The organism is Mycolicibacterium cosmeticum (genome assembly GCF_000613185.1).
GTDB lineage: Bacteria > Actinomycetota > Actinomycetes > Mycobacteriales > Mycobacteriaceae > Mycobacterium > Mycobacterium cosmeticum.
In genome coordinates, this window is sequence record NZ_CCBB010000002.1 from 52,480 (window position 1) to 66,306 (window position 13,827).

The following is a 13,827-nucleotide window of genomic DNA, read 5'->3' on the forward strand; positions in this document are numbered from 1 at the left end:
GTGTATGAATCACCGCGCCGGTGTGACAAGGACCCGGAGATCGGGCGACGGAGTGTCCTCACTCACAAACGCCTTGTCAGGCGCGTTGCTTAGGAGGACTATCTAGTCATGCTAACCATAAAGCGCTACGTGGAAGCGGCGTTGCTGTCCGTGGTCGCGCTGGTGGCGATCGCCACTCCGACCGTGATGTTGCTGCAGGACGGGCCACACGTTCCCGTGCAGATCGTCGTCAACGAACCGCTGCCCGGTTCCACTCGCTGAGTCGAGAGAGGGTGCGATATGTTGCGCTCACCTAGATGGCTGACGGTATCCCTTTGCGCCGCAGCGGCATTCGCCATGCCGGCGGCGGCCGTGAGTGCCGCCGCGATCGCGCCGGCGCCGGTCACCTCGGTGGTGGCCCAGCCCACCGGTAGCGGTGGCCCGGACGGTCACGGCGGTGGCGGCGGCTGCGGCAGCGGTCCCGGCTGGCACGGCTGCGGTGGCTGGAATCCACAGCAGGGTGGATTCGGCAGTGGGTGCTTCAACGGCATCTGCGGCGGCTGGGACGGCGCCCGCGGCTGGGGCAGCTGATCCCGGCTTACGCCGTGCGGCCGATATCGGGGTGATCTTCCGGATCGTCGTGCACGGTGGCCAATTTCGGCGACTCCAGCAGACAGGACTGATTGCCACCGGCCTTACGCGCTTCGTACATGGCGTTGGTCGCGATGGTCACCAACTCGTCGAGCACGTCGTGCGACGTATGCCGGGCCAGCGGTTGCAACGGTGTGCTGACCACGCCCAGGCTCGCCGTCAACTGGAACGGCGCCGATTTGATGGTGCTCAGGATGCGGTCGGCCAGTGGCGACGGATCGGCATGGGTGAACACATCGGCGATCAGGTACTCACAGTCGCCGAGGTGACCGATCACCGCGTCGCCGCGCACGGTCTCGCGCAGGCGCTGCCCGATGGCCACGCGGGCACGGTTGCCACCGGTCTTTCCCGTCATGGCCGTCAGGAGCGAGAAGCTGTCCAGATTCGCGACGATGAGGACGAAATACCGGTCGTCCCGCCGGCTCCGCGAACCGATCAGGGTGGCGACCTCGTCGTAGAACGTCTGCCGGTTCAGCAATCCGGTGAGCGGTTCGATGCCGCCGTGGCTCATCTCCGACCCGGCGATCTTGAGCGCGAGCTCGCAGGCGAAGGCCACCGTCGCGTTGATGGTCAGCACCAGCGCGACCGACGACAATGCCATCACGGGGTCGGCGACGAACAGCCGCCACGCCAGGCTGGCCAGCGTCGCCGCTTGGATGCCGCCGATGATCAGCAGCAGTTGGCGGGAATGAAAGAAGACCGTGTACGCGGTCGTGACGACGAACGCCGTCGAACCCACCAGCGCCAGGATCGGATTGGGCAGCAGCACGCATGACGCCGCAATCAGCAGGGTGCCGAGCACGACGCAGAACACCGACTGCCGCCACGTCGGCCACTCCGAGCGAAGCCAGACACCGGCCATCGCGCCGGTGCACAGGATGACGATCGCGATGCCGACCGGTGCGGACATCGCCGTGTACTGGGACGTGGACACCGCGACGGGCAAGGCGATGACGCCCAGCCCGATGATGCTCCACGCCACCACGCGGCAGGTCAGGGTCTGCAGATCGCGCGCCGCCAGGAATGACGTCAGCCACTGGTAGTGATCGCCGCGGTGCCGCCAGCGTCCCGGGGTAAGCATCAGATGCCCGATCGCGCCGGGCCGCAACACTGGGGCATACCGAACGGTACCAGTTACAGCCGCCTCGGCGAGGGGCGAAATGGCCGGTTAGCCTCGGCCTATGACATCGCAGTGGACGCCCGGACGGCTGGGCGACCTGACCGGAAAACGGGTCGTTGTGACGGGTGCGACGAATGGGGTGGGATTGGCCACGGCGACGGCACTCGCCGGTGCCGGCGCCCGGGTGATCCTGGCGGTCCGCAACACCGAGTTGGGTGCGCAGCGGGCGACCGAGATGGGGGGTGACACCGCTGTCGCCCGGCTCGATCTCGCCGACCTGTCCTCGGTCCGGGCCTTCCCCGGCCGACTCGACGACCTCGGCGTCGCGGAGATCGACATCCTGATCAACAACGCCGGCGCCCTGACCCGGCAGCGGACCGAGACCGTCGACGGTTTCGAGACCACCATCGCGACCAACCTGCTCGGGCCGTTCGCCCTGACCAACCTGCTGCTCGATCGGGTGCGGGAACGGATCATCACCGTGGGGTCCGAAGCGCACAAGTCGGCCACCCTGTACCTGGACGACCTGCATCTGCGCCACCACAGGTGGACCGTGATGGGTTCGTACGCGGCGTCGAAACTCGCGGTGATGCTGTGGGGGCTGGAATTGGACCGCCGGCTGCGGGCCGCGGGCTCGCCCGTCGTCTCCCAGTTGACCCACCCGGGATGGGTCGATTCGAACCTGCCGCAGGTCAGCGGTGGCCCGCTGCTGGGGGTCGTGCAGCGCGGGGTGAAGCTGGTTGCCGGAGTGCTGGCCAACGACGCCGACGCCGGTGCCGCCACCACGTTGTACTGCATCACCGAGCCGATCCCGCCGGGCAGTTATGTCGGCGTGCAGGGCCGTTTCGGTCTGCGGGGCGGACCGGTGCTGATCGGCCGCTCGGCGCAGGCCTGCGATTACGCGACCGCGGCGCGTATCGTCCAATTCGCCGAACACGAAACGGGCACAGAACTTTCGGTGACCGAGCCCGCGCGCTGATTGTTTGCCGACACATAACGGGACGGACATCTGACGATGTCATGGTGGCGCGGTGACCGTCGAATCGGCGCCAGCAACGGTCCCGGGCCGACTCGCCGACCGGTTTCACCGCTGCTGTGAACGCATCGCCGCGCGCCTGCCGCTGCGCCTCGACCGCGTCGTGGCGCCCACCCTTCTGGGTTTCGCGCTGATCAACAGCTTCACCTTCGGGGTGGACCTGGCGATACTGACCTTGCTGCACAGCGGGTTTGGTGCACCCCTGCCGGTCGCCCTGACGGTGGGCTACGTGTGCGCGTTCGCGCTGAGCTATGTGCTGAACCGGACGCTGAACTTCCGCTCGCACGCGGTGGTCGGACCGCAACTAACGATCTATGTCGTGGTCGTGGCCGCCAACTACCTGGCCTTCATCGTTGCCCTGCCCACCGCGCTGGCCTCGTTCGGGCTGGAGTACCACCTGGCGCGCCTCATCGCCGGCGGCGGTGAGGCCGTCTTCATGTACAGCGCCATGCGCTGGGTGGTGTTCCGGCGCTGAGCGCGGCCGCCGTGAATCTCCTGCCGATCTCCACCTGATCTCCACGCAACCGGGCCGGCCGATCGCCATGCTCGAATGCATGAAAAGCAAAGGCCCATTGGTGACATTGGCCGCGGTGGTGGCCCTCGGCGGGGGGTTGTGGGCGGTGAACGTGCAGCACACACCCCCGGAACCTGCATCAGCAGCAGCAGCAGCCCGGCCGGCGGCCACGGCCGCGGTGAGCCCAACGCCGAAGCCGGCACCACCGCCACCCGCGGCGCCGGACCCGTTCGCCGCCAAGGCCAACTTCGCCGGCAAGATCCCCACGGCGACCGGCACGATCACCTTGGAGATCACCGTGCGCGGTACCGAGGCCGTGGCCTACGCCTGCGACGGCCGGGCGATCGAGGCGTGGCTGCGGGGCAGCGCCCGGGGCGGTGCGCTGGCCCTGAGCAGCAAGGGCGCCACCAGCAGCCTCACCGGCGAACATCATGGGAACACGGTCACCGGCACCTTGAAGATCGGCGAAAAGAGCTGGAAATTCACCACTTCCGAAGTGGACCGGGTGCAGGGAACGTCCAATGCCCCGTGACTACGCCGAGGCGGATACCCGCCTGCTGGCCGCACCGCAGAAGGCCGATGCGGCGCTGCTCGGCGCGGTCGGGATCGGCGCCGCGGTGGCCGTCGCGCTCGGTGCGTACGGGCGCCTGCACACCCCACAGTTCTTCGCCGTCAACATCGCCGGTTTCTCCGGGCCCGGCTCGGTGAAGTCGTGGTTGGCGACCCTGGCGATCGCGCTGGCCGTCTTCCAGTTCGTCTCCGCCCTGGTGATGTACCGGGTGCTGCCGGGCGGCCGGGCCCCGGCCTGGATCGGTGTCGCACACGTCTGGTCCGGCCGGTTGGCGGTACTGGCCAGCGTGCCCGTCGCGGTGCACTGCCTGTACGCGCTCGGGTTCCAGGCCACCGACAGCCGGGTGCTGTGGCATTCGTTGTTCGGCTGCTTCTTCTACGGCGCCTTCGTCGCCAAGATGATCCTGCTGACCCGGAAAAACCTGCGAGCGTGGGTGATTCCGGTGCTCGGCGGGCTGGTGTTCTTTACTCTCGTCAACATCTGGCTGACCTCAGCCCTGTGGTTCTTCCAGATCAACGGACTTACCAACTGAAGCCGAGGAGATCAGCCATGACCACCCACGAGAACACCGTCGGACGCCGTCAGGTGCTGGCCGGCGCCGGAATCGGACTGGGAGCCACCGCAATTGCGGCCTGCTCCGGCTACGGGGGCGGCCGCGGGGACGCGGAATCGACAGGCAAGACGGACGCCGCGACCGCGACGTCGGCGCCGGGGGAAACCCCGGCTTCAGCGGGCGTGCTGGCCACCACGTCGCAGGTGCCCGTCGGCTCGGGTGTCATCGTCGACGACGTGGTGCTCACCCAACCCACCGCCGGCGTCTTCAAGGGGCTCTCGACGGTGTGCACGCACGCCGGATGCGCGGTGTCCTCCGTTGCCGACGGGAAGATCATCTGCCCCTGCCATGGCAGCACCTTCGGCCTGGACGGGGCCGTCCTCAAGGGCCCGGCCACCAAACCATTGGCCGCCGTTCCGGTGAGCGTGCACGGCCAGGACATCGTGAAGGGCTAGACACCGGGAGGGACGGCGCCGGCCGGTGGCTACGATCACCGCCTGTGGGAGACGACGAGGCTGACAACCCGCCACCGTGGTACGAGGAGACCTGGGCGGTCTACGCGGCCGGCGCCGGCGTGATCGTCGTGCTCGTCGTCCTGGTGTTCGCCGTGGTGCAAACCTCCCGCAGCTCGATGGAGCCCGGCCGCCAGCCCGTCCCGGAGACCGTCGACGCATCGACCACGTCGCCGAGCACCACTACCACCACGACGACGACCACCCGCACCACCACGACCACACCGTCCACCGCCGATATCGACCCGTCGGGGTCTGGCACCACGACCACGACCACCGACGACTGGGTGCCCGGCTTCCCGGAACTGACCGGCGGCACCACCACCACGACGACCACCACCGACCCGTACGCGACGAGCACGTCGGCCCCCAGGGCCGGAGCGATCTGAGGCCCCCGAGGGCCGGTGCGGCCTAAGCGGCCAGCGCGCTGCCCTTGCGCCACTGGTTCCACGGCACGCTCCAGTCGCCGTTCTGCGACAGCAGTTCCTGCGGCGGGCCACCGGTGTGGCGGACTTCGACGACGTCGCCGGGCACCGAGAAATTGAAGAACCACTCGGCGTTCTCGGAGTTCAGGTTCAGGCACCCGTGCGAGGTGTTGGTGTTGCCCTGCGCCCACACCGTCGCGTTGAGCTGATGAAGGTAGATGCCGTCACCGCTGATCCGGGTGGCCCACGGGATGGTCTCGCGGTAGCCGAGCCGGGAGTTGACCGGCAACCCGTAGGACGACGAGTCCATGATCACCGGGTTCGCCTTGTCCAGCACGGTGTACACCCCCGGCGGGGTCCAGAAGCTCAGCGTGGTGCCCCCGATGGTCTCGGTGCCGCCGCGGCCCATCGAGGTGGGCATGGTGCGCACCAGCTTCCCGTTCTCGAACACGCTGACCTGTTTGGTGTTGTCGTCGGCGATCGACACGTGCGCATCGCCGATCTTGAACGAGACCTTCTCGTCGTCCTCGCCGTACACGCCGTTGCCGAGCGGCACCCCGTAGATGTTCGCCGCCACCGTCACCGTGGTACCGGGCGCGTAGTAGCGCTCGGGGCGCCAGTGCGCGGTTTGATCGTCGACCCAATACCAGGAGCCCTGCACCGGCGGCGAGGTGGTCACCACCAGCTGCCGCTCGGCACGCGCCCGGTCGGCGATCGGTTCGTCGAACCGGGCCACGACGACGGTGCCGACACCGTAGGTGCCGCCGTCTTTCAGCAGCGCGTAGCCGGTGGTGGTCAGGGACACCGAGGCCTGATAGGTGGGGGACACCGTGGTGAAACTCGACGTCTCGGCGGCCGGCATGCCGCCCGGGCCCTGCGACCGCACGGTGAGCGTGTATTCGCGGCCGTACCCGAGCGGGACGGCGGGCTTCCACACCGTGCGGTCCGGCGTCAGCACGCCGGGCACCACCGTGCCGTTCTCGTTGACCATCGTCACGTCGGTGATGGTCCCGGTGAACGCGGTCACCCGGACCGGCCCGCGAGGCAGCACCCCCTGGGCGCCGGGCTGCGGCAGCACCCGGATGGTCGCGGGCGTCGGCGCCGGCGGGTCGACCTCGGCCGCGGCCAGGTCGGCGCTCGCGGCCAGCGTGCGGCAGCCGTCCTGGCACTGGGCGATACGCGAACTCTGGGTCACCCCGAAGCCGGTGGTGACGAGGAGCAACGCTGCCAGGCACGCGACGCGCACGCGGTAACGATCAGGACGCACGGGCACTCCGGGGCAGAAGGTGGGGTCGACCGGAGTGCGTCACTGCACTGGCCGGACAGAAGCTCTCATAGTAGAGGGCCCCGGGCCCGGTTCACACGCGACCGCTGATCTCCATGCTGTCCGTGTCGCGGGCCGCGAAGTTGACGCTCGTGTAGCCGTTCGCCGGATCGCGTACGTAGTCCAGATATGGCTTGGTATCGGACATTTCGGTGTTGTCGGCGATCACCAGCGCGCCGGATGACAGCTTCGGTTCCAGCACCCGCAGCACCGGGAGATACAGCTCTTTCCAGCCGTCGAGCAGGACGAGGTCGACCGGAGCCGGTACCTCCGCCAGGGTGGTGACCGCATCGCCTTCCACGACGGTGATGAGATCGGCCAGGCCGGTCTCGGCGAAGGTCTGCGACGCGGCGGCGATCTTGGCCTTGCTGAGCTCGGTGGTGATCACGCGGCCGGTCCCGTTGTCCCGCACCCCGGCGGCCAGGTGCACCGCCGACAGGCCGAACGACATCCCGAACTCGACGATCGTGGCGGGCCGGGTGGCCCGCACCAACATGTAGAGCAGTCGGCCCGCGGCCGGGGTGACCGGCATGTAGATGTCGCTGAGCGCGTCCGCACGTTCCTGCGCCGTCGCCTGCTGCAGGCGGGCACGGTCGGCGGGCCCACGCTCGCGCAGTTGGGCCATCTGTCGGTCGGATTCGGCGTACATGCGTGTCAGCGCCGCCGCGACGCGGGCATCGTTGAGTGTCGTCATGCCCGCGAAGCTACGCCGCCGGGCTGTGCGCCCGATTAGACCGATTCCGGCATCTTCTGCCACAATTGCCGGTGAGGGGAGTACTCCTACCGCTGCGGTGTCGTCATCACGTGGTCCAACGTCGGACTACCGGTGCCGCGGGCCGCGCTCGTCATCGGCGCGGCGGAAGAGACCTCGGCCGTTGAACGACGACCGGAGGCTCCTGATTTCATGAACGTGTCTGCACTCGAGTGGGGGATCACCCTCAGCGTCACGATCGCAATTCTGCTGTTCGACGTGATCGTGATCGGGCGGCGCCCGCACGAACCGTCCCGGCGCGAGACCGCGACCTACCTGACGATCTACGTCAGCCTGGCCGTCGCGTTCGGGCTGTGGACCTGGTTCTTCCACGGCAGCCAGTACGGCGTGGAGTTCTTCGCCGGCTGGCTCACCGAATACAGCCTGTCGGTGGACAACCTGTTCATCTTCTTGATCATCATGGCCAGCTTCAAGGTGCCGAGGATCTACCAGCAGCAGGCGTTGCTGGTCGGCATCATCCTGGCGCTGATCTTCCGCGGCATCTTCATCGCGCTGGGCGCGGTGGCCATCGAGCAGTTCTCCTGGGTGTTCTACCTGTTCGGCGCGTTCCTGGTGTACACCGCGATCAAGCTGGTCCGTGACACCGAGCATGACGACGACGCCGACAACGGCGTGGTGCGCTTCGCGCAGAAGCACCTGAAGTTCACCGACAAGTGGGACGGCCTGCGGCTGTGGGTGAAAGACCACGCCTCCGGTGGCAAGCGGCTGATGACGCCGATGTTCTTGGTGATCGTCGCGCTGGGCACCACCGACCTGTTGTTCGCGCTGGACTCCATCCCGGCCATCTACGGCCTCACCCGCGAGCCCTACCTGGTGTTCACCGCGAACGTGTTCGCGCTGATGGGTCTGCGGCAGCTGTACTTCCTGCTGGGTGACCTGCTCAAGCGGCTGGTGTACCTGTCCCAGGGGCTGGCGTTCATCCTCGGTTTCATCGGCGTGAAACTGCTGCTGCATGCGCTGCACGAGAACGAGGTGCCGTTCATCAACGGCGGGGAGTCGGTGCACGTGCCCGAGATCCCGACCCTGGCCAGCCTCGGCGTCATCGTGGTGACCCTGGTGATCACCACGGCGGCCAGCCTGTACAAGACCCGGTCGGACGCGAAGAAGGCGGTGCCGGCGGCCGCCGACGCCGTCGAGTAGTCCGGGCGCCGTCTGCCCGATCGGCCTCGCCAGCAAACTCGATGAGTTAACATCTCGCCGGGGGTCTGGTGGTCGGGCCGGGACGGGGTTGGTGGTGGCGAACTCACGGGGGCGACATCGCGTTCGATCGGCGCAACAGCTCACCGGGGTGGTCGGGACCACGGGCATTGCCCTGGCCACCGTCGGGCTGATGGGTGCGACCCCGGTGACGACGACCGGCGTGACCCTGTTGGCAAACTCGGCCGTGTACTACCTCCAGGGCACCAAGATCGGCGACACCACCAGCCACCCGGCGCCGTTCGCGTTCACCACCGCCATGATGACGGGCGCCGGCCGGCCGGCACCGGAGGCCGACGACTTCACCTTCGTCGACTACCCCGCCACGATCGGGCCGTTCTCCAACGGCGGATTCGGTGACCCGTCCTGGGGCGCGTCGGTGGCACGCGGCATCGCCGCCCTCGGCGAGCAACCGCAACCCGGCGACACCGTGTTCGGGTTCTCCCAGGGCGCGGTGGTGGCCACCGCGTACAAGCGGGACCATCCGGGTAACGGCGTCAACTACGTGCTGGTGGAGAATCCGGGCCGGCCCAACGGCGGCGTCTTCGAGCGGTTCCGCGGGCTCTACATCCCGCTGCTGAACGTGAAGTTCGACGGCGCCACCCCGGTGGTGCGTGACCCGCAGGCCGGTGGCGGCAGCACGGTGGACATCGCACGCCAGTACGACGGGTGGGCCGACTTCCCGAAGTACCCGCTGAACCTGCTGGCCACCGCCAACGCGGTGCTGGGGATCGTCTACCTGCACGGCGACACCCAGGACCTCGACGAGAACGCCCTGGCGGACATCGACAAGACCGACCCGCGCTACTACCAGCAGCACGGCGACACCACCTACTACCTGATCCCGACCACACGGCTGCCGCTGTTGATGCCGCTGGGCGGCCTGGTGCCGAAGACGGTGCTCGACAAGCTGGATGCACCACTGCGGGCACTGATCGAAACGGGTTACGACCGAAGCGATTACAGCAAGAACACGCCGGCCCAACTGGTGCCGCCGATCGGTGCGCCGGCGGCAGCCGCGGCGCCCGCCGAGAACCCGGACTCACCCGCGATGCCGACGGCCGCGCCCGCGGTCACCGCGAAGACCGCGCCTGCGGACACGCTCGCTGCGAAGGACTCCGGCACCACACAGCCCGGTGCCGCCGCGACGGCGAAGGCGCCCAAGCCGGCGCGCACGTCGCTCACGTCGCAGCTGCGGCGGTCGGCCGCGGCGATCTCGTCGGCACTGCGCACGCCCGCGACCGACAAGACCGCGTCGACGGCGCCGGACTCCGAGCCCACGCCGTCCCGGCCGAAGACCCCGGATGTGGGGAAGTCGGCGGCCAGCGCCGCCGACGCGGGTGCGCATGAGGCGGATGCCGCCTGAACTGTGCAGTGCCGCAGCAGGATTGATGATCGCGGTTAAGCGGATCGCCTAATCGGTAAACGCCGCGCGGGTACCTCTGGCCTGGTTACCCTGTGTCGCCATGTCCACCGCTGTACGCAAGGCCGTCATCGGCGCGTCGATCGGCAATGCGGTCGAATGGTTCGACTTCGCCATCTACGGATTCCTGGCCACCTTCATCGCCGCGCAGTTCTTCCCGGCGGGTGACGAGACGGCGGCATTGCTCAACACGTTCGCGATCTTCGCGGCCGCGTTCTTCATGCGCCCGCTGGGTGGGCTGGTGTTCGGTCCGCTGGGAGATCGCATCGGCAGGCAGCGGGTCCTCGCCCTGGTCATCCTGCTGATGTCGGCCGCGACGCTGCTGATCGGCCTGCTGCCGACGTACCGCGTGATCGGGGTGGCGGCCCCGTTGCTGCTGCTTGCACTGCGCTGTCTGCAGGGATTCTCGGCCGGTGGCGAATATGGCGGCGGCGCCGTCTATCTCGCCGAGTACGCCGAACCCGCGCGGCGTGGATTCACCGTGACGTTCATGGCGTGGTCCGGGGTGCTGGGATTCCTGCTCGGGTCCGTCACCGTCACCGTGCTGCAGGTCGCCCTGCCCGCCGGCGCCATGGACAGCTACGGCTGGCGGATCCCGTTCCTGTTGGCGGCGCCGCTGGGGTTGGTCGGCCTGTACATCCGGCTGCGCCTGGACGACACCCCCGAATTCACCGAGCTGAGCACCCGCGACGAAATCGCCGGCCGCCCACTGCGGGAGGCGCTCACCACGTCATGGCGGCCCATCCTGCAAGTCATCGGTCTGTTCCTGATTTTCAATGTCGGCTACTACGTCGTCTTCACGTTCCTGCCCAGTTATCTGATCAAGACGCTGCACCACAGCAAGACCGCGTCGTTCGTGTCGATCACCCTGGCCGGCCTGGTGGCGCTGGTGCTGATCCTGCCGCTGGCCGCGCTGTCGGACCGGGTGGGCCGGCGCCCGCTGCTGATCGCGGGGTCGACGGCGTTCCTCGTACTCGCGTATCCGCTTTTCCTGCTGCTGAACTCGGGGTCGTTGGCGGCCGCGATCGGGGCACACTGCGCGTTGGCGGCGATCGAGTCGGTGTACGTGTCGACGGCGGTCACCGCCGGCGTGGAACTGTTCGCCACCCGAGTGCGCTACAGCGGGTTCTCGGTCGGCTACAACGTGTGCGTCGCGGCCTTCGGAGGCACCACGCCCTACGCCGTGACATGGCTGACCGCCAATGCCGGGAGCGTCATCGCCCCGGCCGCCTACCTGATGGTCGCCGCCGCGCTCTCACTGGGCACGGTGCTGACGCTGCGCCAGGAGCCGGATCGAGCGCGGCGCGGCCTGCCATGATGGGCGGATGACAGCGCAGCCGAAGTCGGCTCGGCCGGCTGAAGCCAACAAGTCGGCTCGGCCGACGGAAGCCAGCAAGTCGGCTCGGCCGACGAAAGCCGACGTCGCGCGCCTCGCCAACGTCTCACCCGCCACCGTCAGCTACGTCCTCAACGACGTCAAGGGCCAGACCATCTCGGCGCAGACCCGCGCCGCCGTCCACGCCGCCGCCCGCGAACTCGGATATCGGCCGAACCTGGCGGCGCGCAATCTGGCCCGCGGTGGCAGTGGCGTGGTGCTCTACGTGGTGCCGCCGTATTCCCTGGGCGAATTGCTGCTGGAGGTGGGCAGCAGGCTGACCACCGAGCTCGGCAGGCACGGCATCGTGCTGTCACTGCAGTTCGAGACCGAGGACGGCCGCAACGTGGTGAACGCGGTGGCCGACCTGAACCCGATCGCGGTCACCAGCGTGTTCCCCCTGACCGGGGCAGCGCTGGAAGCCGTTGCGGGGGCGGGCATTCCGCAGATCCATCTGGGCAGCGCGCAACTGCACGCGATGGGCGCCCTGCACCTGAGCATCGGTGAGATGCGGGTGGCGCACCTGGTGTCGAAAGGGCATCGCCGGCTGGCGTTCGCGTACGCCGAGAGCGCCGCACTGCGCCCACTGGGTGACTACTGGCTGTCCGGGCTGCGGCTGGCCGCGCGGGATCTGCCCGAGATCATCACCGGCTCCGTCGCCGCCGACGGCAGCAACGCGGCCGACGTGGTGCGCGAATGGGTGCGGGCCGGGGTGACGGCGGTCTGCGCGCAGAGCGACGAGGTGGCGCTGGTGGTGCTGCACGGTATCCGGGAGGCGGGCCTGCGCTGCCCGCAGGACCTCGCGGTGATGGGTGTCGACGCGATCCCCCTCGGTGCCGTGAGCGCGCCGCCGTTGACGTCGGTGGGGCTGGACGCCAAGACGATCGTGGAGGTCTCGGTCGCGGCGATGATGTCCGAACTCGGTTACCCCAGCGGTCGGGAACCCAGCAGTGCGAACGTCGCGCATCTGATCCAGCGCGCGTCGACCTGACCGCACGGAAACGGTTTGCCCACTCTTGCCTTGGTGGTGGTGATCCGCGTAACTTACGCGAGTAAGTAATCGGGTGATGCCGGAGAAGGTGAGTGATCAGTGACGACTGTCGACGCGGCCAGTGACATCTACTTCGACCCCTACGACGTGGAGATCAACGCCAACCCGTACCCGGCCTTCGCCCGGCTGCGCGACGAGGCGCCGCTCTACTACAACGAGGCGTTCGACTTCTACGCGCTGAGCCGGTTCGCGGACGTCAACAAGGCGCTGATCGACCACGAGACGTTCAGCTCCGCCCGTGGCGCCATCATCGAACTCATCAAGGCGAATATCGACATACCGTCGGGCGCCCTCATCTTCGAAGATCCACCGATCCACACCACCCACCGCAAGCTGTTGGCCCGGATGTTCACACCGCGCAAGATCGCCGCCCTGGAACCCAAGATCCGCGAATTCTGCGCGCAGAGCCTCGACCCGCTGGTCGGCGCCGGCAAGCTCGACTTCATCACCGACTTCGGCGCCGTCATGCCGATGCGGGTGATCAGCGCGCTGCTCGGCATCCCCGAAGACGACCAGGAGATGATCCGCGATCACGGCAACGACCAGCTGCGCACCGAGGCCGGCCAGCCGATGAAGGCGGCCAAAGAGGGACTGGTGGACGGTTCGATCTTCGAGGCCTACATCGACTGGCGCAAGGACAACCCGTCCGACGACATCATGACCGAACTGCTCAACGTCGAATTCACCGACGAGCACGGCGTGACCCGCAAGCTGACCCGTGAAGAGCTGCTCATCTACATCAACGTGGTGGCCGGCGCAGGCAACGAGACCACCACCCGGCTGATCGGCTGGGCGGCCAAGGTCCTTGCCGAGCATCCCGACCAACGCCGCCAGCTGGCGGCGCAGCCCGAGCTCATCCCGCAGGCCATCGAGGAACTGCTGCGGTTCGAGCCACCCGCACCACACGTCGCCCGCTACGTCACCCGCGATGTCGAGTACTACGGCCGGAACGTGCCCGAAGGCAGCGTGATGATGTTGCTCATCGGCGCCGCGGTGCGGGACAGCCGCCAGTACCCGCCCGACGCGGAAGTGTTCGACATCCACCGCGAAGCACGCCAACATCTGGCCTTCAGCGTCGGCACGCACTACTGCCTGGGCTCCGCGCTGGCTCGCTTGGAAGGCCGCATCGCGCTGGAGGAGATCCTCAAGCGCTTCCCGGAATGGGAGGTCGACCTGCCCAACGCCGCGCTGTCGCCGACGTCGACGGTGCGTGGTTGGGACTCGATGCCGGCCTTCATTCCGTGAGCTGACCCGGCTCGGAGCCGTCTGACCAGCCTCCTGACCGCACCCTTAGGCGCGCGGCCCGCGGAACCCCTAGGGTTGT

Annotated in this window: 16 protein-coding genes; 13 read left to right on the forward strand and 3 right to left on the reverse strand. The window is 68.1% G+C overall.

Features of this window, described 5'->3' with window-relative positions:
* Nucleotides 1-108: 108 nt before the first annotated feature.
* On the forward strand, nt 109-261 hold the full coding sequence (locus BN977_RS32885) for a hypothetical protein (protein WP_165576339.1): 153 nt from the start codon (nt 109-111) through the stop codon (nt 259-261).
* Between the two features lie 75 nt (nt 262-336).
* On the forward strand, nt 337-570 hold the full coding sequence (locus BN977_RS15600; RefSeq protein ID WP_024455763.1) for a hypothetical protein: 234 nt from the start codon (nt 337-339) through the stop codon (nt 568-570).
* Nucleotides 571-577: 7 nt separating this feature from the next.
* Here the strand turns inward: BN977_RS15600 and BN977_RS15605 are convergent, their stop codons facing one another.
* Complete coding sequence (locus tag BN977_RS15605) at nt 578-1,741, reverse strand: GGDEF domain-containing protein (protein WP_051252063.1); 1,164 nt, start codon at nt 1,739-1,741, stop codon at nt 578-580.
* Nucleotides 1,742-1,811: 70 nt separating this feature from the next.
* Between BN977_RS15605 and BN977_RS15610 the strand changes: the two genes are divergently transcribed.
* The 6 genes from BN977_RS15610 (at nt 1,812) to BN977_RS15635 (ending at nt 5,325) form a co-directional block, all read left to right on the forward strand.
* Entirely contained in the window at nt 1,812-2,729 is a 918-nt protein-coding gene (locus BN977_RS15610) for an SDR family NAD(P)-dependent oxidoreductase (RefSeq protein ID WP_024455761.1), read from the forward strand.
* A gap of 52 nt (nt 2,730-2,781) precedes the next feature.
* On the forward strand, nt 2,782-3,261 hold the full coding sequence (locus BN977_RS15615; protein ID WP_024455760.1) for a GtrA family protein: 480 nt from the start codon (nt 2,782-2,784) through the stop codon (nt 3,259-3,261).
* Between the two features lie 79 nt (nt 3,262-3,340).
* Complete coding sequence (locus BN977_RS15620) at nt 3,341-3,832, forward strand: hypothetical protein (RefSeq protein WP_131590140.1); 492 nt, start codon at nt 3,341-3,343, stop codon at nt 3,830-3,832.
* Nucleotides 3,822-4,403 (forward strand): DUF6529 family protein, encoded by a 582-nt coding sequence (locus tag BN977_RS32890; RefSeq protein WP_024455758.1) that lies wholly within the window; start codon nt 3,822-3,824, stop codon nt 4,401-4,403. Before BN977_RS15620 ends, BN977_RS32890 begins: the two co-directional genes overlap by 11 nt.
* 17 nt (nt 4,404-4,420) lie before the next feature.
* Entirely contained in the window at nt 4,421-4,879 is a 459-nt protein-coding gene (locus tag BN977_RS15630) for a QcrA and Rieske domain-containing protein (protein WP_024455757.1), read from the forward strand.
* A gap of 44 nt (nt 4,880-4,923) precedes the next feature.
* A complete protein-coding gene (locus BN977_RS15635) occupies nt 4,924-5,325 on the forward strand; it encodes a hypothetical protein (RefSeq protein ID WP_024455756.1) in 402 nt (133 codons plus the stop codon).
* A gap of 22 nt (nt 5,326-5,347) precedes the next feature.
* On the opposite strand, the gene BN977_RS15640 is transcribed toward BN977_RS15635, so the two are convergent.
* Together BN977_RS15640 and BN977_RS15645 are read right to left on the reverse strand one after the other, a co-directional pair.
* A complete protein-coding gene (locus tag BN977_RS15640) occupies nt 5,348-6,607 on the reverse strand; it encodes a L,D-transpeptidase (RefSeq protein ID WP_024455755.1) in 1,260 nt (419 codons plus the stop codon).
* A gap of 112 nt (nt 6,608-6,719) precedes the next feature.
* Entirely contained in the window at nt 6,720-7,379 is a 660-nt protein-coding gene (locus BN977_RS15645; RefSeq protein WP_024455754.1) for an O-methyltransferase, read from the reverse strand.
* Between the two features lie 210 nt (nt 7,380-7,589).
* On the opposite strand from BN977_RS15645, the gene BN977_RS15650 reads away from it, so the two are divergent.
* The 5 genes from BN977_RS15650 to BN977_RS15670 all read left to right on the forward strand — a co-directional run bounded on the left by BN977_RS15650 (nt 7,590) and on the right by BN977_RS15670 (nt 13,748).
* Nucleotides 7,590-8,597, forward strand: coding sequence for a TerC family protein (locus BN977_RS15650; protein WP_036400291.1), 1,008 nt, complete (start codon nt 7,590-7,592; stop codon nt 8,595-8,597).
* Nucleotides 8,598-8,745: 148 nt separating this feature from the next.
* Entirely contained in the window at nt 8,746-10,020 is a 1,275-nt protein-coding gene (locus tag BN977_RS15655) for a PE-PPE domain-containing protein (RefSeq protein ID WP_051561579.1), read from the forward strand.
* A 100-nt stretch (nt 10,021-10,120) separates the two neighbouring features.
* The gene (locus BN977_RS15660) at nt 10,121-11,395 is read left to right on the forward strand and encodes an MFS transporter (RefSeq protein ID WP_036399432.1); all 1,275 of its coding nucleotides are present in this window, start codon (nt 10,121-10,123) and stop codon (nt 11,393-11,395) included.
* A gap of 7 nt (nt 11,396-11,402) precedes the next feature.
* The gene (locus tag BN977_RS15665) at nt 11,403-12,443 is read left to right on the forward strand and encodes a LacI family DNA-binding transcriptional regulator (RefSeq protein WP_051561581.1); all 1,041 of its coding nucleotides are present in this window, start codon (nt 11,403-11,405) and stop codon (nt 12,441-12,443) included.
* Nucleotides 12,444-12,542: 99 nt separating this feature from the next.
* Nucleotides 12,543-13,748, forward strand: a complete 1,206-nt coding sequence (locus BN977_RS15670) for a cytochrome P450 (protein ID WP_024455750.1) — start codon at nt 12,543-12,545, stop codon at nt 13,746-13,748.
* The last annotated feature ends 79 nt before the right edge of the window (nt 13,749-13,827 follow it).